General features: G+C 71.3%; 17 protein-coding genes and 1 tRNA gene. 10 read left to right on the top strand and 8 right to left on the bottom strand.

Translation table 11 applies throughout. The features are described from left to right. Positions 1–611 precede the first annotated feature (611 nt). From IFU11_RS15470 to IFU11_RS15440, 7 genes are all read left to right on the top strand, one after another. Positions 612–1,238, top strand: a complete 627-nt coding sequence (locus IFU11_RS15470) for a hypothetical protein (protein WP_191941691.1) — start codon at positions 612–614, stop codon at positions 1,236–1,238. After that, a complete protein-coding gene (locus IFU11_RS15465; RefSeq protein ID WP_086475010.1) occupies positions 1,235–2,278 on the top strand; it encodes an AAA family ATPase in 1,044 nt (347 codons plus the stop codon). The genes IFU11_RS15470 and IFU11_RS15465 overlap by 4 nt, the downstream gene beginning before the upstream one ends. Positions 2,279–2,340: 62 nt before the next feature. Next, positions 2,341–3,735 (top strand): DUF58 domain-containing protein, encoded by a 1,395-nt coding sequence (locus IFU11_RS15460; protein ID WP_192019513.1) that lies wholly within the window; start codon positions 2,341–2,343, stop codon positions 3,733–3,735. Continuing rightward, positions 3,722–6,211, top strand: a complete 2,490-nt coding sequence (locus IFU11_RS15455; RefSeq protein ID WP_192019512.1) for a transglutaminase family protein — start codon at positions 3,722–3,724, stop codon at positions 6,209–6,211. The genes IFU11_RS15460 and IFU11_RS15455 overlap by 14 nt, the downstream gene beginning before the upstream one ends. A 143-nt stretch (positions 6,212–6,354) precedes the next feature. Then, positions 6,355–6,442 (top strand) — tRNA-Ser (locus IFU11_RS15450). Between the two features lie 296 nt (positions 6,443–6,738). Then, entirely contained in the window at positions 6,739–7,182 is a 444-nt protein-coding gene (locus tag IFU11_RS15445) for a MarR family winged helix-turn-helix transcriptional regulator (protein WP_086475007.1), read from the top strand. A gap of 236 nt (positions 7,183–7,418) precedes the next feature. Next, positions 7,419–8,915, top strand: a complete 1,497-nt coding sequence (locus tag IFU11_RS15440) for an MATE family efflux transporter (RefSeq protein ID WP_192019511.1) — start codon at positions 7,419–7,421, stop codon at positions 8,913–8,915. A gap of 209 nt (positions 8,916–9,124) precedes the next feature. Here the strand turns inward: IFU11_RS15440 and IFU11_RS15435 are convergent, their stop codons facing one another. Beyond that, entirely contained in the window at positions 9,125–9,625 is a 501-nt protein-coding gene (locus IFU11_RS15435; RefSeq protein WP_192019510.1) for a GNAT family N-acetyltransferase, read from the bottom strand. A gap of 46 nt (positions 9,626–9,671) precedes the next feature. Continuing rightward, positions 9,672–10,031: a DUF4406 domain-containing protein gene (locus IFU11_RS15430; RefSeq protein WP_192019509.1), complete on the bottom strand. Its 360-nt coding sequence runs from the start codon at positions 10,029–10,031 to the stop codon at positions 9,672–9,674. Positions 10,032–10,087: 56 nt separating this feature from the next. On the opposite strand from IFU11_RS15430, the gene IFU11_RS15425 reads away from it, so the two are divergent. Beyond that, positions 10,088–10,795, top strand: a complete 708-nt coding sequence (locus IFU11_RS15425; protein WP_192019508.1) for a DeoR/GlpR family DNA-binding transcription regulator — start codon at positions 10,088–10,090, stop codon at positions 10,793–10,795. Positions 10,796–10,836: 41 nt separating this feature from the next. Here the strand turns inward: IFU11_RS15425 and IFU11_RS15420 are convergent, their stop codons facing one another. From IFU11_RS15420 to IFU11_RS15400, 5 genes are all read right to left on the bottom strand, one after another. Then, entirely contained in the window at positions 10,837–11,526 is a 690-nt protein-coding gene (locus IFU11_RS15420; RefSeq protein WP_371742798.1) for a glycosyltransferase, read from the bottom strand. Positions 11,527–11,549: 23 nt separating this feature from the next. Next, complete coding sequence (locus IFU11_RS15415; RefSeq protein ID WP_192019506.1) at positions 11,550–13,007, bottom strand: bifunctional PIG-L family deacetylase/class I SAM-dependent methyltransferase; 1,458 nt, start codon at positions 13,005–13,007, stop codon at positions 11,550–11,552. Next, positions 13,007–14,029, bottom strand: coding sequence for an acyl-CoA dehydrogenase (locus IFU11_RS15410; RefSeq protein WP_192019505.1), 1,023 nt, complete (start codon positions 14,027–14,029; stop codon positions 13,007–13,009). The genes IFU11_RS15415 and IFU11_RS15410 overlap by 1 nt, the downstream gene beginning before the upstream one ends. Positions 14,030–14,357: 328 nt before the next feature. Continuing rightward, complete coding sequence (locus tag IFU11_RS15405; protein ID WP_192019504.1) at positions 14,358–15,368, bottom strand: 1-aminocyclopropane-1-carboxylate deaminase; 1,011 nt, start codon at positions 15,366–15,368, stop codon at positions 14,358–14,360. A 79-nt stretch (positions 15,369–15,447) separates the two neighbouring features. Continuing rightward, entirely contained in the window at positions 15,448–16,116 is a 669-nt protein-coding gene (locus IFU11_RS15400) for a GntR family transcriptional regulator (RefSeq protein WP_192019503.1), read from the bottom strand. Between the two features lie 179 nt (positions 16,117–16,295). Here IFU11_RS15400 and IFU11_RS15395 point away from each other — a divergent pair, with 179 nt between their 5' ends. Next, entirely contained in the window at positions 16,296–16,829 is a 534-nt protein-coding gene (locus tag IFU11_RS15395) for a hypothetical protein (RefSeq protein WP_207185357.1), read from the top strand. 102 nt (positions 16,830–16,931) lie between these two features. Here IFU11_RS15395 and IFU11_RS15390 read toward each other — a convergent pair whose 3' ends face one another. Continuing rightward, entirely contained in the window at positions 16,932–17,534 is a 603-nt protein-coding gene (locus tag IFU11_RS15390; protein ID WP_192019501.1) for a GNAT family N-acetyltransferase, read from the bottom strand. A 439-nt stretch (positions 17,535–17,973) separates the two neighbouring features. Here IFU11_RS15390 and IFU11_RS15385 point away from each other — a divergent pair, with 439 nt between their 5' ends. Continuing rightward, positions 17,974–18,849, top strand: a complete 876-nt coding sequence (locus IFU11_RS15385; RefSeq protein WP_371742797.1) for an aminoglycoside phosphotransferase family protein — start codon at positions 17,974–17,976, stop codon at positions 18,847–18,849. Positions 18,850–18,855 lie beyond the last annotated feature (6 nt).

Raw genomic sequence — 18,855 nt, 5'->3', positions numbered from 1 at the left:
CAGGGACCGGAACGGGGACGGGCAACGAACACCGGTCACTGAGCCTGTCGAAGTGCACACGGGACACCCCACCCTTCGACAAGCTCAGGGACCGGAGAGGGCTTCGGGGACCGGAACGGGGACGGGCAACGAACACCGGTCACTGAGCCTGTCGAAGTGCACACGCCACACCCCGCCCTTCGACAAGCTCAGGGACCGGAGAGGGTTCCGGGGACCGTGGAGGGCTTCAGGGACCGGAACGGGGACGGGCAACGAACACCGGTCACTGAGCCTGTCGAAGTGCACACGGGACGCCCCGCCCTTCGACAAGCTCAGGGACCGGAGAGGGTTTCAGGGACCGGAGAGGGTTTCAGGGACCGGAGAGGGTTTCAGGGACCGGAAGACGTCTCTCCGACCGGGTACGTGCTCAGTGCTCGGGCCCACACAACCGATGCGGGTGCGGGCTCCGAAGAGTTCCCTGACCCGCACCGGCACCGTGTGCGCGCGACCTGGCGCACATATGGAGTTCCTGTGGGCGACACGTCCAGGGGTGTTACCTGTTCGTTATCAGTCCTAGGATCGGGCAACGGGTTCCGGCCCGGACGATGTACGCAGCGCGACGGAGGCCGACGATGGACCAACGCTACGACCCCGCGTTCCAGCGCGGACACACCGACGAGCGCACGCGCCCGAACGCCGGTGACACCGGCCGGCGCAGCCACCTCGCCTCGCTCGAGGAGATCGCCCCGCAGCTCATCCAGCCGCCCACCGACGGTCGCCCCGTCCGCCCGCCGACCGACGACCGGTTCGACGACGGCCCGCGCGCCCAGCCGTCCCGCGGCATGCCCTCGCAGACCGACCGTCGCGTCCACCCGTTCGAAGCCCGGACCGGCGACGCCGCCGCGGTCGCCGATCAGCCTGGGGTGGCAGGTCCCGACGCGCAGCAGACCCAGCTCGACCAGCAGCGGTACGAGGAGTACCTCGACGCCGTCGACGCCCATCGCGTCCGCGCCGTCGTCTGGGAACGGGTCCTCTGGATCGTCGGTGTCGTCTTCACGCTCGGCGGCGGCGTGGGGCTGTGGCAGTCGTTCACCCTGCTCTACCGCGGGTTCGTCGGCGACAGCGGCCCGACCGACAACTACCTCTGGATGCAGTTCCTCGGAGCACTCGCCCCGACCCTCATCACGATCGGCCTCGCCACCATCGTCGCGCTGCTGTTCAAGCGCATGCTCGACCACGACCGCAGGAGCCGACCATGACCGAGCAGAGCAACACGAGCCGCGCCCCACGGGACACCGTCGCCGAACTGAAGCCAGCACTGAACGCCGAGGAGTTCCAGGTGCTGGCCGAGCGCATCCTCGACAACGTCGAGCGCGTCCTCGACGGCAAGCCGTTCGCCGCGAGGATGGCCCTCATCGTCATGCTCGCCGAGGGTCACCTGCTCATCGAGGACGTGCCCGGCGTCGGCAAGACCGTCCTCGCGAAGGCCCTCGCCGCGTCCGTCGGCAGCACCGTCCGCCGCATCCAGTTCACGCCCGACCTGCTCCCGTCCGACGTCACGGGCGTCTCGATCTTCAACCAGGTCGACCGCGAGTTCGAGTTCAAGCCCGGCGCGGTGTTCGCCAACATCGTCATCGCCGACGAGATCAACCGCTCCTCGCCGAAGACCCAGTCGGCGTTGCTCGAGTCGATGGAGGAGCGGCAGGTCACGGTCGACGGCGAGACGCACGCCCTGCCGTCGCCGTTCACCGTCGTCGCCACGCAGAACCCGCTCGAGATGGAGGGCACCTACGCTCTGCCGGAAGCCCAGCGAGACCGCTTCATGGCGCGTATCTCGATGGGGTACCCGGACGCGTCCGCGGAGCTCGCGATGCTCCGCCAGCGAGACACCGTCAACCCGCTCGACACCATCGGACCGGTCGCCTCACGCGGCGATGTCGAGCGCCTCATCGCCTGGGCCCGCGGCGTCTTCGTGTCGCCGATCGTCGAGCAGTACTGCGTCTCGCTCGTGCAGGCGACCCGCGTGCACCCGGAACTCCGACTCGGCGCAAGCCCGCGCGCCACCCTGCAACTCGTCCGCGCGGCCAAGGTGCTCGCGGCGCTCGACGGCCGCGAGTTCGTCCTGCCCGACGACATCGACCAGCTGCTGGCACCGGTCCTCGCCCACCGGCTCATCCCCACCCGCCGAGCGGTGAGCGCCCACGACCGCTCGGGCGTCCAGGCGGTCTCCGAAGTGCTCGTCGAGCTGCTGGAACGGACACCCGTGCCGCACTCCGGCCGCACCGAGCTGAGGTCCTGATCCGATGGCCCCGCACCGCGACCGCCGGATCGCCGTGATCCGGCACCGGAGGTCCTGAGCCCATGAAGCGTCGCGTGCCGTTGACGAGACGCGCGGTCGGCGTGCTCATCGCGGCCGGCGTGTGCCTGATCTTCGCGCGCGGGATCGGCTCCCCGGAGTTGCTCGCAGCGGCCGGCCTGCTCGTCGCGCTCGTCGCCGCCAGCTTCGGCGCGGTCTACCTCGAGCGGCCGTCGCTCCGGGTCGACCGCACCACCCGGCCCGACCTCGTCGCGGTCGGCGGTCGGATCTCCGTCGAGGTCACGATCGCCGAGACGAGCGCGCTCCCCCACGTCCACACGGAGTGGAAGGACCGCGTGCCGGCCGGACTCACCGGCAGCGCCGAGGGGACCCTGCCGAGTACCGGCGTCGCGGGCATCGGTTCGCGCCGTCGGACGGCCGAGTACACCGTGACAGCGCTGCGTCGCGGGGAACACGAGCTCGGGCCGCTCGGACTCACCGTGAGCGACCCGTTCGGCCTCGTCGTCCGTCGGCGCGACGTCGGCGGGACGCATGCGGTCGTCGTCCTGCCGGAGGTCGTCGTCCTGCCGGAGATCCCCGCACTCACGGCCAGCCGCGACGGTTCCACGCGCCCGTCGTCGCTGCACGTCGGCGCCGGCGAGGACGACATCATCGCCCGCCCCTACCTGCCGGGGGATGCGATCCGCCGACTGCACTGGCGGGCGAGCGCGCACCACGGCGAGCTGATGGTGCGGCAGGAGGAGCAGCGCAACGACCCCGAGGCGACCGTCCTCCTCGACACGGCCGCAGCCCACTGGGCCTGGCCCGACGACGATCCGTCGTACCTGCCGGCGTTCGAGCAGGCCGTGTCGCTCGCTGCCTCGATCACCGCCCACCTCGTCGACGCCGACTACCGCGTCAATCTGGTCGGTGCCGGCACCGAGGAGCTCTCCCGCGAGATCAGTGCGAGATCTGCCGCCGGTGGCCTGCGGTCCAGCCCCGTCGGCGACATGGGCGATGCGCTCGCCCGCGGCGGCCAGCATCTCGAGGAGGACGACCTCGACGCCGCCCTGCTCGACCTGGCCCTCCTGCGCCCGTCGGTCCGGCCCGATCGGTTCCTCGACCTCTCACCCGTCATCGCCGCGCGCCGGTCGCAACCGGTCATCGCGATCCTCGGCGACGTCGAGGAGGGCGACCTCGGCGAGCTGACCGCGGTCGCGCACCTCTCACCACTCCCCGTCGCACTCCTCCCGGCCGGCGCGCGGCGTCGGTCAATCGAGCTCCTGGAGTCGGCCGGGTGGCGATGCCATGTCGGCGAGCGCGGCGCTTCGTTCCAGGCCCTGTGGTCCGGCACGAGCGGTCCGGCGACCACCACGCTGGCGCCGCAGTCGGCCGGCCGGGGCGGTCGGGGTGGCCAGGGCGGTCGTCGGGGTGCCGGAGGTGCGTATGTCCGTCGCTGAGGAACGCCGTGCGGCTGCGGCCGCCCGTGGCCGAGTGTCGTCTCGCGGAGGCGTGCCATCGGGCGTCCGTCCTGGTGCCGGCTCGTCGAACCCTCGACGCCCGTCCCGCGGTGGATCCAGTGGCGGGTCGTGGTCGGGAAGCGCCGGCGGACGCCGCGACGACCCGCGCGACACCGCGAACGTCGGCGACCTGCGTCTCGGCCTCGCCGCCTTCCTGCTCCTCGCGACGGGTGGCCTCGGGTTCGGCCGGGTGCTCGACGCGCTCGACTGGTGGTTCGTCACGAACCTCGTCATCGCGATCGTCCTCGCCACGGCGATCCTCCTCCGGCGCACGAGACTGCCGGCGGTGTTCGTGTGGCTCGGCGCTGGCGTCGCATGGCTGCTGACGATCACGCTGTTCTTCGCCAGTGAGACGGCGATCATCGGCATCGTCCCGACCCCGACCACGCTCGGCGCCTTCGAACGGTTGCGCGACGCCGGGTTCCAGACCTTCCACGACGGCTCGGCCCCACTCGACACCGACGCTGGCGTGGTCTTCGTCATGGCCGCGGGCGGCGGCCTCGTCGCGCTGGCGGTCGCCTGGCTCGTGCTCGGCCGCCACGCACCGGTGCTCGCGGCCGTCCTGGTCTTCGCCGTGTACGCCGGGCCGACGGTCGCCGTGTCGTTCCCCCTTGATCCGTGGGTGTTCGCGTTCGTCGCCCTCTCCTTCCTCTGGCTGCTCCGCGAGGACGTCCGACGCCGCGAGTTGCTGCGAGCGCTCGCCTCGGCCCAGGCTGCCGGCGACGGACGCGGCGCCGGACCGTCGGCGATGACCGGTGTCGGCCGCTTCGGAGGCCTCGGCCCGGCCGTCCTCGTCAGTGCCGTCGCGGTGGTCGTCGCCCCCCTCACGCCGGCGGTGCTCCCCGACCTCGCCGTGCGGGACGTCACCGCCGGTGCCCGTGGCAGCGGTCCGTTCGTGAACGGCATCAACCCGCTCATCTCGCTCGGCCAGAGTCTGCGGCGCCCCGCGAACACGACCGCGCTCGAGTACACGACCACCGCCGACGACGCCCCCTACCTCAAGGTCACCGACCTCAGCGACTTCACGGGTACGGTCTGGGGACCGGACAATTCGGGCTACAACGACGGCAACACGCTCGACGCCTTCCCCGCGCCGGCCGGGCTCAGCGAGGCGATCCCGGTGGAGACCTTCGAGACGACGGTCACGGTGGACTCGCTGTCGAGCCCATGGCTCCCGCTGCCGTACCCGACGCAGAAGGTCGACGGGCTCCGCGGCGACTGGCGGTTCGAGGCCGCCGGGCTGACGGCGATGGCGGAGCGTGGATCCACCCGCGGGCAGACGTACACGGCGACGAGCACCGCGATCCTGCCGACCGCACAGCAGATGCGCGACGTCCCGCCGGTCGCCGACCCGGCGTCAGCCGCCCCGTATCTCGAGCTGCCCGACGACCTGCCGCAGATCATACGTGACACCGCTGCGGACGTCACGGCGACCGCCTCCACCGACTACGACCGCGCGATCGCCCTGCAGCGCTACTTCCGCAGCACCTTCGAGTACTCGGAGTCGGCGCCGGTCGAGGAGGGCTTCGACGGCAGCGGCGCTGAGGTCATCGCGACGTTCCTGGAGCGCAAGGCCGGCTACTGCATCCACTTCTCGTCCGCGATGGCGGTGATGTCGCGCGTCCTCGGCATCCCCGCGCGCATCGCCATCGGGTACCTGCCGGGCACGACGATCGACAACACCCCGGCGAACCGCGACACCTACATCGTCACCTCGGACCAGTTGCACGCCTGGCCGGAGCTGTACTTCGAGGGTGTGGGCTGGGTGCCGTTCGAGCCGACGGCCAGCCGTGGGGTCGTGACGCAGTTCAGCGACGCGAGCACCGCGACGCCCGGCAGCGGATCGGTGAGTCCCGACAGTCGTCCGGCTCCGACAGCGGCGTCGACGCCCACCCCCACTGCGGGCGCGCTCGGCGGACCGACCTCGACCCAGTCCGGCGGGGCGTTCACTGCCGCCCTCGTCCCGCTCGCGATCCTGCTCGGCGTGCTGGTGCTGCTCGCCACCCCGTCGATCGCCCGGGGTCTCCGGCGTGCGGCCGGGCGTCGGCGCGCACTGGCCGAGGGGACCTCGGCGGGCTGGGCCTGGGCGGAGTTCCTCGACACCGCCCGCGACCTCGGCTTCCCCGTGACGTCGGCGGAGTCACCACGCGGGTTCGCGTCGAGGCTGCGCGGGCAGTTCCGGATCGAGTCGCCGGCCGTCGACCGGCTCGTGGCTGCGGTCGAGCGGGAGAGCTATGCGCCGAGCGCTGGTGGTGCGGCGAGCGCCGGTTCCGTCGACGCGGCGTTGGCTGAGGCGAAGGCGGCCCTGCGGTCGGCGAGTCAGCCGCTCGAACGCGTGCTCGCGGCCGTCCTCCCCCGGTCGCTCGTGCTGCGGCGTGACCAACGGGTGGACTGGCGACCGCCTGCTGCGAGCTGACGCGAGTGGCGCTCCGTGCCGGTGTCTCCGACTCCGGGCCTTCCTGCTCGGCCGGCCTCGGAGCGCGGCGGCGGGGCCGGGTGGCGCGCGGCGGTCCGGGAACCAGGTATGCTGCTATCTGGCCGTTTTTCACAAACAGCCATGGAGAATTCGCCTAGTGGCCTATGGCGCACGCTTGGAAAGCGTGTTGGGTTAACGCCCTCGGGGGTTCGAATCCCCCATTCTCCGCCAGCTTCACCAGAACGCCCCGCCCCGCGCGGGGCGTTCTGCGTTTCCGGAGCACCCCGGCGACGTGTCCTCAGGTTGCCAGCGCGGTGCGCTGGCGTGAGCGCGGGTCACACGCGTGAGCGCGGGTCTCCGGAGGGGCGCGCTCAGGGCTACGACCCGCGCCCACGCCGAACTCGTCGGTTTCGCGCCAGCGCACCGCGCTGGCACCAAGTCCGCACATCTCACGTCAGCGCACCGCGCTGAGTGAGTCGATCATTCGATGGTTGACAGTTAGAAGTCAAAGCATTAGCGTTCTAACCATGGACGACGAGACACCCACCCTCAGCAGCACACTCGAACTGGTCCGCTGGATCGGGTGGGCACAGCGCAAGGCCGGCGAGGACTGGATCCGAGCCCGCGAACTCAGTCACGAACAGGCCTTCGTCCTCGGCCACCTCGTCCGGCATCCAGGATCGAGCCAACGCGACATCGCCGAGGTGAGCCGGACGAGCGCCGCCAGCGTCTCGAGCCTCCTGCAGGGACTCGAACGTCGAGACCTCGTCGAACGCCGCACGGAGGACGGGAACGCACGCACCAAGCGCGTCTACGCCACCGCGCTCGGCACCGACCTCATCGCCGGGTTCGAGACCGCGATGGCCGAGGCCGACGACATCATCCTGACCCCGTTGGACCAGAGCGAACGCGACACCCTACACGCTCTGCTCACGAAGCTCACGGCGCACCTGCCGCAGCCGACCCGCTGATCACCGCTCGGGGAACCCGAGCTCCCTGACCACGCGCCGAGACCACTCGCCGCGCCCTCCACCGACCGCCGCGCACGATGGCGACCGCGAACGCCACGACGGCGCTGCCCGTCGCGCCCGAACGCCCGCTGAGCCCGTCCGCCCAGCCCGCGCCGGACGACCACCCCCCATCACCGAACCCTCGCCGCGCCGGCGCTCATCGTCGCGCCCGGAACCTGCCCGAAACGGAGCCTGCCATGCACCCCGAACACCACACCGATCCCACCGCCGGAACACCCGTCCCCAGCAGCACCGCACCGTCGACGGCCACCGCGCCCTCGACCGCCGCCGACACGGTCGGGAGCAACCGCTGGTACCTCGCGACCGCCCCGATCGTCCGGGCACTCATCCACCTGTGCGTCCCGATGGCAGCGGCCCTGGTCGTCAGCGCCGTCTACAACCTCATCAACGCGGGCGTCGTCGGCTCGCTGCACGACACCACCCTGCTCGCCGCGATCACCCTCGGAGCCCCGATCCTCGGACTGATCATGGCCATCGGCGACCTGTTCGGCGTCGGTGGCGGCGCGCTCATCTCCAGACTCCTCGGCGCCTCGGAACACGACCCGGCACAGGCCGGGGACATCAAACGGGCCGCCTCCTTCTCCGTCTGGGGCGCGTTCCTGACGGGCGCCGTCCTGGGCGGAATCGGCCTCGTGTTCCTCGGTCCACTCGTGTCGCTGCTCGGGGCGGACGCGGTCACCGCCCCGGCGACCTCGGCGTTCATCGGTGTCATGCTCGCGTTCGTCCCCGTCATGGCGACCGCGTTCTGTCTGGAACAGCTCGTGCGGGCCGAGGGTGCAGCCCGTCAGGTGATGATCGCCCTCATCGCGTCGGCCGTGGCGAACCTCGTCCTCGATCTCGTCTTCATCCTCGGGTTCGGCTGGGGCGTCGCCGGCGCAGCGCTCGCGATGGGCCTGGCGAACCTCGGTGTCCTCGTCTACTTCGTGGCGTGGTTGCAGCGCAACAGCGAACACGTCAGTCTGGCTCCGCGCTGGTTCACGATGTCGCCGACGATCCTCAAGCCGGTCCTCGGTGTCGGGGTCAGCACGCTTCTGCAGTCGGGGTTCCTCATCGTCACCGCGCTCGTGTTGAACACGCTGGCCACAGCCTACGGAGACGCTCCGCTCGCCGCCATGGGCGTCGCGGTCCGGATCGCCCAAGTGCCCGAGTTCCTGGTCATGGGCGTCACCTTCGGCGTGCTCCCCTTCTTCGCCTACGCGTTCGGCAAGGGCGACGGTGCGCGCCTCCGATCCGCTCTCCGTGCCTCGGCACTCACGGTCGGTGGGATCTCGGTCCTCTTCGCCGGCGTCGTCTTCGTCCTGCGTGAGCCGATCGTCTCCGCGTTCATCGCCGACCCCGCCGTCCTCGGACTCGGCGTCACGATCCTCGTCGCCCAGCTCACCGCGATGATCGCCAACGGGTTCACCGGACTCATCACCTCGCTCTTCCAAGCGACCGGGCGAGCACTCCCCGCGGCGGTCATGGCCGTCACCCAGGGCGTGCTGTTCGTCCCGATCGTCCTCCTCGGCAACCTGTGGTTCGGACTCGGTGGCATCGTCTGGTCGCTCACCGTCACGGAGGTCATCGTCTTCCTGGTCGGGGTCCTGCTCTGGCTCGGCTCGCGACGTGCCATCAGCCGTGGCCTCGCAGCCGGTTCCCCGGAGCGTGCCGATGCCCAACTCGCCGACGCCTGACGGACTGCCAGCGCGGTGCGCTGACGTGAGCGCGGGTCACACGCTTGAGCGCGGGTCTCCAGAGGGCCGCGCCCACGTCCATGACCCGCGCTCACGCCGATTGCAGCGACCTCGCGTCGGCGCACCGCGCCGGCACCCACACCACCGCGCTCGGGTCAGCGCACCGCGCTGGCGACACCCCGCCGGGCGCGCGGGACGTCCCTGGAGCATCACCCCGCAGTGGCGTCCAGGGGTATCCGCATCACCGCGTTCTCGATGAGCACCCCGCGACGCTCGACCCGCTGCTCGCGGACCACGACGAAGCCGTGACGCGCGAACACCGGCTGCGCCGTCCGACTCGCCTGCACGGTCACCTCCCGGAGTCCCTCCACCCGGGCTTCATCGAGCACCTGACGGATGAGCGCGGAACCGACGCCGCGTCGCCCGGCGTCCGGATCGACGAACAGCATGTCGAGGTAGCCGATCTCGACGTCCAGGTCGGTGAATCCGACCACCGAGTCGTCGAGCTCGGCCACCCACGTCGTCACCGCGGCACGTCGGTCGGCCCAGTCGTCCAACACGGCGCCTGCCGGTTCGTCCGGCACCCATGCGGCGAGCTGCTCGGCCGTGTAGTGGGCGGCAGCCGTCACCCGCACCGCGCGTTCGAAGATCGACCTGGTCGCCCGCGCATCGGTGTCGCGGTAGCGGCGGATCCTGAGGTCGTCGAGCACGCGCGTCAGCCTAGCCGGAGCACGGGGGCTCCGCGGGCAAGCGACCTCAGCCCTCGATGGCCGGGATCTCCGAGAGGTCGGTGTACACGGGGATCCCGCGCTCACGGGCGATGGCGACGTCGGTGTCGGCGCCGGACGACTCCCCCGGCAACCGGAGCACGGCGTCGCAGTGTTGGAGCAGCCGCCTCGCCGTCTCGTACATCACGTCGCCATCGCCCGACGCGGTGTCGATCCCACGCAGGATCGGCAGCGCGACCCACTCCCCGATCATCGGGACATGACCGAGCGCGTAGATCGGCGCTGCAGCGACCTCGAGTCGTTCCAGGTTGCGGGCGATGGCGTCGGGATCACCGCCGGTCCCGGAGCGGTAGGGGCCGGCGATGAGGATGAGGAGTGGCGTTGTCATGTCCAGCACTGTAGCGTTAACCGTGCACGTTCGTGCAAGATCATGAAGGAGCACGCATGCTGAGCGCACAACGACGATCGCACCTGCTCGACCTCCTCGAACGCGACGGCCGCATCGTCGCGAAGGACGCCGCCGCTGCGCTCGGACTCTCGGAGGACTCGATCCGCCGAGACCTCCGCGAGCTGGCCGAAGCCGGCCTCTGCGTCCGCGTCTACGGCGGCGCACTCCCGGTCCCCGCGGCCGACCGCCCGTTCCGGGATCGGCTGTCCCTCGGAACGGCGAGCAAGGAGCGCGTCGCCCGCATCGCCGCCGAGCGGATCCGACCAGGCAGCACCATCATCATCGACGCCGGCACCACCGCGCTCGCGCTCACCCGACTCCTCCCGGACGATCCGACCCTCACCGTCATCACCCCGAGCCCAGCGGTCGCCCTCGCCGTGGCGGAACACTCGCCGGCGCGCGTCATCATGATCGGCGGCGAACTCGGACGTCACTCGATGGTCGCGGGCGGCGCCCTCGCCGCGGAGGCCATCCGTCACCTGAGCGCCGACGCCTGCTTCCTCGGTGTCACAGGTTTCCATCCCGAGCACGGCCTCACCACCGGCGACCTCGACGACGCCGCGACGAAGCGCGCCCTCGCCGAGCGCAGTACCGACGTCTACGTCCTCGCGAGCGAGGAGAAGGTCGGGGCCGTCTCCCGGTACCCGGTGCTCGACCTCGGCGAGGTCACCGAGGTCATCGTCGACCCGAAGACGGACGGATAGGACCGGTCGACGCGGGCCGGGGGTTCAGACGCGCTGGACCGTCAGGATCGCGGGTAGGTCTCGGCGAGGAACGCGGCGTAGCCACCCGGGGTCCGGCCACGTCGCCGACCCGAGGTCTCGACGGGCGCATCCAGCGTCGGCACGACCCGGAGACCCGCCGCCCGGGCGCGCTCGACGAGCTCGACGTCCTCATGCTCGGGCAGCTCACGAAAGCCGCCGAGTTCGTCGAGCCGATCGGCCCGGACACCCAGATTGGCCCCGTGCACGTTGCCCGGCAGATGTCCGGGCGGGTGGGTCAGCGACCACCGCTCCACGTCGTCCTCGGAGAAGTCCGTGAAGTCGGGACGGACGGTCCCGAGGAGGACGTCGACACCGTCGTCGAAGGCATCGGCGTGGACGGAGAACCAGTCCTCCGGAACGCGCGAGTCGGCGTCGGTGTTGGCGATCCACCGCGCGGAGACGTCCGCCGCGCCCGATCCCGCAGCGGCAGCGACACCGGCCCGACGGGCCGCTCCGACGCTGCGCTCGTCGATGACGACGGTGACCGCCTCCTCAGGACCGAATCCCGCCAACCGCTCACGGACGATCCGCGCCGTGTCATCGCGACAGTCGTCGAGCACCACGACGATCCCCACCTGCAGCTCGGGACGACGACGCAGCGCGGCGGCACGCGCGACGAGCAGCGCGTCGAGGCATGGCCCGATCAGCTCCTCCTCGTCGTGCGCGGGCACGACGGCATCGATCCGTCGCAGCATCAGCCCGTCAGACCGTCCACCGCGGCGATGCTCGCCTCATCGGCAGGCACGAGGACGTCGAGCAGGAAATCGTCCTCGACGTGCTGGATCGACCGACGGCCGGGCCAGCGTTCGAGCAACCGGCGATGGACGAACTCGGCCGAGGTCGTGGCGTGGTCGTCCGGGTGCCGCCAGTGACATGCGACGATGCTCCCGCCGGGCGTGAGTGAGCCGAGGAGGTGGTCGATCACCCGGTCGAGGTCGGTCGCCGACAGGTAGTAGCCGACCTCCGACATCACCACGAGGTCGAAGGCACCACTCGGCCAGTCGTCAGGGAGCGTGCCGCGTTCGAACCGGGCGGCGGGCACCCGTCGACGGGCGATCTCGAGGGGTGCTTCGGCGATGTCGACACCGAGCACGTCGTCGCTGCGGTCCGCGAGCCGCTCCGTCAGGACACCCGTCGCGCAACCGAGTTCGAGTACCGAGCCGTAGCGCTGGCGCGGCAGGGCGGCGAGGAGGACCCGGCGCTTGCGCTCCTCGTACCAGGAACCGAAGTCCCAGCCCCCGGGGTGGTCGCGATAGTGGTCCTCGAAGGACTCCTTTGACCGCGAGATCGCATCGGCCGTCGCAGCCGTCACGGCATCGGTGCCGGCGGGGTCGGTGTCGGTGTCCGCCGCCGCACGTGTGTCCGGGTCGCTGTCGGGCTCAAGGTCCAGCGCACGCCCGTTCGGGAACAGCACCTCGAACCGCCGCGCGTAGTGCTGCAGGTGGTGGTGGTCGACGATCGCCTCGTCGCCCGGTGCGTCCGAGAGGGGCTCCGTCTGCGAGGGGTAGGCGTCCATCGCGGCGATCTTCGCCCCGTGCGCCGCCGCGTCGAGCGGGACGATCCGCGCCTCGGCCCACGGCAGGGTCGCGTCGTCGGTGTCGGCCCAGTGCCAGAGCCAGATGGGGAACTCCACAAGCGCGAGGTCGAGCTCGGTCGCGAGGGCCGTGGCGAGTTCGCCCGCGATCCGGTGGTCGCGGTGCCCGTCGCCGCGCCAGGGGGCGACGATGAGCGGTCGCGATCCCGCGGTGGCGACGGCTGCTCGCAGTCGCTCCGCGATGCCCGCGCGTTCAGCGTCGAGGCCGCCGTCCGGGATGTGCAGGACGTCGTACCCGACCGTCGGGTGGAGACGACCGACCGCGTCGACGAACTCGGCCTCCCGACGCGGGGCGAGCTCCTCGGGGGTGGTGGTCGGTGAGTCGGGGTGCGATCCCTCGCCGAGGGTCACGAGGAGGACCTCGACCGGGATCCCGGCGGCTGCGGCGGCCGCGATGAGCCCGCCGGCTCCGAGCGACTCGTCGTCGGGGTGCGGTGACAGGACGACGACGCCGGTGGCGTGGCGCCAACCGTCCCAGACGAGCAGGTCGAGCTCGTGCAAGCGGGTCGCCCAGGCGGCTGCCGACGTGCCGGGGTCGCGGTGGTCGAACGCGGGCATCAGTCGGCCTCCACCAGCATGCGGCCGTAGCGCGCGAGGTCGCGGTCGCCGTGGTCCTGCTGGACGTAGAGCTCGAGGTCGGATATCCGCGCGAGATACGCGGGTTCGGAGGTGAGCGGGCCGGGGCCGAGCGCTCCGAGCACCCCGGCGCGGATGGCGTCGACCCGACCGCGGACCGTCGACCGCACACGCTGGGCGAGGCGCGGGCCGGCCGTGTCATCGGCGTGGCCGTGCTCGATGGCCTGGGCCGCGTCGGCGATCGCCTGCTCGGCGATCGAGAGGTCGATGGCCGCGGCGCCGAGCGTGCGGAGGAGGAGGTCGGCGTCAGGTCGGGTGCGTGCCGCGGCGAGCAGGCGGTCGACGAGCGTGATCGCGCCGCCCCACCAGCAGGCGGCGACACCGATCCCACCCCAGGAGAAGCCGGGGCGTCGCAGGTACCACCCGTCGTCGCCGACCGGGGACGCCGGGACGCCGTCGAAGCCGACCGGGCCACTCGGGACGAGCGGCAGCCCGCGGGCGAGCCACGCGCTGTCGTCGGTCGTGACCCCGGGATCGGTGAGCGCGACGGCGAACAACCGCCGCTCCCCCGGCGCGGTGTGGGCGGTGACGAGGGCGTCGCTCAGGTGGGAGGCGAGGGAGCACCACGGCTTGGTGCCCGACAGCTGCCAGGCGTCGTCGACCAGGGTCGCGTCGAGACGCAGCCCGGGTGCCTCGGCCGCGAAGACGCCCCAGGTGGAGACGGCCGGCGGTTCGAGGTCGGCCTGATGCAGGATGGCCAGTGCGTCGAGGTGCGGTTCGACGACGCGTGCGAGCGTGACGTCGACCGCGGCGATCGCGCCGAGTCCCGCGAAGACGCGCCCGGCGGTGTGCTGCTCGAGCGGACCGACGAGTCGCACGGCTGTGGAGGTGAAGGCCAGGCGCGACTCGATGCTCGCCAACGATCCGGTCGCCGCGTCGTGCAGAGCGTCGAGGTCGAGGGAGGTGCCGCTGGTTGGCCAGGCGGTCGACTGCAGACGGATCATGCGATCCGCGTCTGGTGTGGGGGTTCCATCGGTGCGCGCATGCGACCTCCTCGCGTCGTGGAGGTCCAAGTCTCGCACCGCCACGCGCCGCCGCCCGCCCCTGGACCGCGACCATCGACCCTGGTAGTGCGTCAGCGCGGTGCGCTGACGCGAGCGCGGGCCATGGACGTGGGCGCGGGTCTCCGGAGGGGCGCGCTCGGTCGCCTGACCCGCGCTCACGCCGGTTCCCTCGGGTTCGCGTCAGCGCACCGCGCTGACGCCAGGTTTCGGCAACTCAGCCCAGCGCACCGCGCCGGCACCCCGCTCGGGCGAGGCGCCGGGCACCGGCTCAGTCGCGGAAGAGGGCGCTGTAGGCATTGATCGCCGGCTGCCCGCCGAGGTGCGCGTAGAGGACGTTGCTGGACGCCGGGATGTCACCGCTCGTCACGAGGTCGATGAGCCCCGCCATCGACTTCCCCTCGTAGACCGGGTCGATGATGACACCCTCGAGCCGACCGGTCAGGCGGATCGCCTCCATCGTCGACTCGACCGGGATCCCGTAGAGGTCGCCGGCCCACCCCTCCAACACCGTGATCTCGTCGTCGCGGAGCTCGCGTTCGAGGCCGATGAGCTCCGCCGTGTTGCGGGCGATGCGTGCGACCTGGTCGCGGGTCTCCTGGATCTTCGCCGACGCGTCGATGCCGATCACCCGGCGCGGTCGGTCCTGCCCGGCGAACCCGGCGATCATGCCGGCGTGGGTGGACCCGGTGACGCTGCAGACGACGATCGTGTCGAAGAACACCCCGAGTTCACGCTCCTGCTGCTCGACCTCCGCGGCCCAGTTCGCGAACCCCAGACCACCGAGCCGGTGGTCCGACGCGCCGGCCGGGATCGCGTACGGGGTGCCGCCGCGTTCGCGCACGTCGTCGAGGGCGCGTTCCCAGCTCGACTTGAAGCCGATGCCGAAGCCCGCGGGATCGAGACGGACCTCGGCACCCATGATCCGCGACAGCATGATGTTGCCGACCCGGTCGTTCACCGCGTCCGGCCAGTCCACCCAGTTCTCCTGCACGAGCACCGCCTGCATCCCGAGCTTCGCCGCGACCGCCGCGACCTGCCGCGTGTGGTTGGACTGGTAGCCACCGATCGACACGAGTGTGTCGGCACCCTGCGCGATCGCGTCGGGGATGAGGTACTCCAGCTTGCGGGTCTTGTTGCCGCCGTAGGCGAGACCGCTGTTGACGTCCTCGCGCTTGGCCCAGATCGTCGCGCCGCCGAGGTGGGCGGTGAGGCGGGTGAGTTCGTGGACGGGACTCGGTCCGAAGGTGAGCGGGTAGCGGGCGAAGTCGCTGAGGGACATGTGGTGGCTCCTGGGTCTCGGTGGTGCGGCTGAGTGGTGGCGATCGGTGCCGGGAAACGGGTCGGGTGGCGCGAGCTGGTCAGTCCTCGTCGAGGTGGGCGAGGACAAGGTCGGCGAGGGTCGTCCAGTTGCCCCGGACGAGCGCGGCCGCCGCATCCACGTCCCCCTCCGCACAGCGCTCGATGACGGCATCGTGCTGCGCGATCGACCCGCGTGCCGCGACCGAGGAGAACCGCAGCCGTTCGATCCGGCGCAGCAGCGGAGTGACCGCCTCGAGCGCATCACGGATGAACGGATTCCCGGCGACGTCCACGGCCACGGCATGGAAGGCGTCGTCCGCTGCGAGCGCGGCGTCGGCGTCGTCACGTTGGAGCGCGGCTGCGAAGTCACGGTTCGCCGCGCGCATGCGGTCGAGGTCGGCCGCACTCAGGTGCGGCACCGCCTCACGGACGGCGAGTTCGTGCATCGCCGCGGCGACCGCCTGAGCCTGCAGTGTCGCCCGGCTGTCGAGCGGGGCGACGACGGTCGAACGTCCGGGTTTCGCGATGACGAGCCCACTCCGGGCGAGACGCAGGACGGCCTCACGGATGGGCGTTCGGCTGACGCCGAGCCAGCGTTCGAGTTCGGTGTCGACGAGCTTCTCGCCCGGAGTGAAGGTCCCGTCGACGATCGCATTGCGCAGCGACTGGTAGACGTCGTCGCGGAGGAGCGCCCGGCGCTGCGGGTTGGCTTGAGCGGGAGCGGGCATGCAATATATTGCACATCGCGCCACTGAGAAGTCAAGCGCATCGGCGCAAGCGAGTGGACCGGCTCGAAGAATGGGGTATTCGTCCTACTTGTCCCCCAGATAGCGGATTGTCCACCCACTGAAAGCAGGACACCATGGTCGGCGGGGGTGAGCGCGTGGTGCAACGGGGTGATGAACCGGTGACGGTCAGACCGCATCCTCGCGTGCTCTGGAGCGCCGTCCTGAGCGCCGCCATCGTCGTCCTCCCGGTCTGGGGCGTCTCGCTCTGGCTCGTCGGCCCGAGCCCGAGTGTCGAACGCACGTGGGTCATCACGCTCGGCATCATCGGCATGGTCGTCCTGCTCGGCGTCGCCGTCCTCTCCCGTCGCCAACGCATCGTCGTGCGGCACGACGGGTTCGTCGAGCAGCCCATCGTCGGGCGGCAGCGGTTCGTTCCACGGGAGGCGATCGGCCGCAGTCTGCTCTTCGAGTTCCGGGGTCGGGGTCTACATGCGAGCTCGCAGTTCTTCGTCTGCGACGCCGAGAACCGCCCACTCCTCCGCATGCGCAGCAACCGGTGGAGCACGGACAGCATCGCGGCCGTCGTCGCCGCCTACGACGGCCCGGTGGAACGACCTCGCCAGCCGGTCTCGCTCGACGACCTCCGCGAGGACCACCCCGACCTGCTCACCCCGCTCGAGCGTCTGCGCTGGGCGCGCGCCGAACTGCTCTAGCCGAACTGCTCTCGCCGAGTCGGCCTGCCCCGGCTACCGCGACGGAGCGCGAGGGCGTCGTCGCACCCCGCGGGATCCGGCTCGAGGCGAATACCGCCCGGGTCAGAGCGCCTTCGCGTACCAGTGGGCGCCGGGATCGCCGTCGACCCGGGTAAAGCCCGTCCGCTGGTAGAACTGCTGTGCACCGGTGTTCGAGACGCCGACGCCGAGGTGAACACCCGGGACGCCGCGCTCCGCGAGGAGCTCGCAGAACGCGTCGATGAGCCGTCTGCCGACACCCATCCCCTGGGTCTCCGGCAGCAGGTCGATGTGCAGATGCGCCGGGTACTGCGCCAGGAGGTCCGGGGCCAGCCCGCCGCGATCGGTCGCGGATCGGACGATGCCGCGTTCCTCCTCCGAGGCGGCACCGGAGGCCGCGGCCACCGCGTACTTCGCCTCGACGGTCGGCCACCAGCGCTCGATGAACCAGCGGTCGAAGGCGGTCGTGTCCGCGGTGCCCAGGATGTACCCGATCGGACCGGCACCGGCGTCGACGAGCAGCGCCAACTCGGGCTCGTGCTCGACGTAGGGCAAGGCGTAGATGTCGGGCAGGAGGTCGTCCGTGCTGAACTGTCCGGTCGCGTCCGCCCCCGAGTCGCCCGTTCGGGTGCAGATCGCCGCCACGGCGGCGCGGTCGGTCGGTCGGTACGCGCGGATCTCGGTCACCGCGCCAGCCTAACCGGCGTTCCCCGGTCCCAGAGCCCCATCCTCGCCGGTCCCTGAAGCCCACCCTCCCGGTCCCTGAGCCCCGCCCTCCCCGGTCCCTGAGCCCCACCCTCCCGGTCCCTGAGCCCCACCCTCCCGGTCCCTGAGCCCCACCCTCCCGGTCCCTGAGCCCCACCCTCCCGGTCCCTGAGCCTGTCGAAGGGCGGCGTTCCTTCGTCTGCCCTTCCACCACCCTCCGGTCCCTGAGCTTGTCGAAGGGCGATGTTCGCCCGTGTGCCCTTCGACAAGCTCAGGAACCGACCGAGGTGCGGCCCGGGGGCGACCAAGGGTCCGATCGAGGCGGCGATCGAGGCGCGACCCAAGGACAGAGGCGCGATCACGAGACCGCCCGAGGCACGACCCAGGCACCGGTCCGACCGGGTTGCCTAGGCTGAGTCCCGTGACATGGCGACCAGGGAGCATCGACGCGGCCGTCGAGCAGTGGCGGCTCGTCCGCGACGGCGAGCTCATCGTGACGCCGTCGAGCCGGCTGCTCCCCGTGACACATCACGGACGACCGGCGATGCTCAAGGTTCCGCTCGTCGAGGAAGAAGCACTCGGCGGTCAGCTGCTCGCGGCGTGGGACGGCGCCGGGTGTGCAGCGGTGTTCGCGGGCGATGACCACGCGATCGTCCTGGAACGCGCGACGGGCGGCCGTGATCTCGCCTCACTGACCCGCGCAGGTGACGACCTCGGAGCCGTCGCGATCCTGTGCTCCGTGCTCGACACCCTGCACGCGGCGATCCCCACCCCGGCGCCGACCGATGCCGGTGATGTCATCGCCGAACTCCCCACGCTCCGCCGGTGGTTCCGCGAGCTGCTCGCCGACGACGCACCCGCCCTCGGCACCCTCCTCGGCGATCCGGCGAGCGCCGCGTTCCTCGAGCGTGGGCGGGAGCTCGCCGATCGACTGCTCGACACCACGACGCCTGCCGACGTCGTCGTGCTGCACGGCGACCTCCACCACATGAACGTGCTCGAGTTCGCACCCGGTGACTGGCGGGCGATCGACCCCAAGGGGATCATCGGCCACCGCGCCTTCGACGCCACAGCGCTGTTCAGCAACCCCGATCCAGCGACGGCGCGGAATCCGCGGCTGTTCACCGAGCGGGTGGGGCTGGTGAGTCGATCACTGGGCCTGTCGCGAACCGTCCTCCTCGAGTGGGTGGTCGCGCGCTCCGCGCTGTCCGCCGTGTGGTCGCTGCAGGACGGGCTGCTCGACGACGCCCGCGCCACCGTCGAGCTCGGTCGCCTCGCCGAAGACGGCCTCCGCTAGGTTCGC

It is taken from the genome of Plantibacter sp. CFBP 8804 (genome assembly GCF_014841225.1).
Taxonomy (GTDB): domain Bacteria; phylum Actinomycetota; class Actinomycetes; order Actinomycetales; family Microbacteriaceae; genus Plantibacter; species Plantibacter auratus.
Note: the sequence above shows the minus strand (reverse complement) of the source record. Positions and strands in the feature narration are given on the sequence as shown.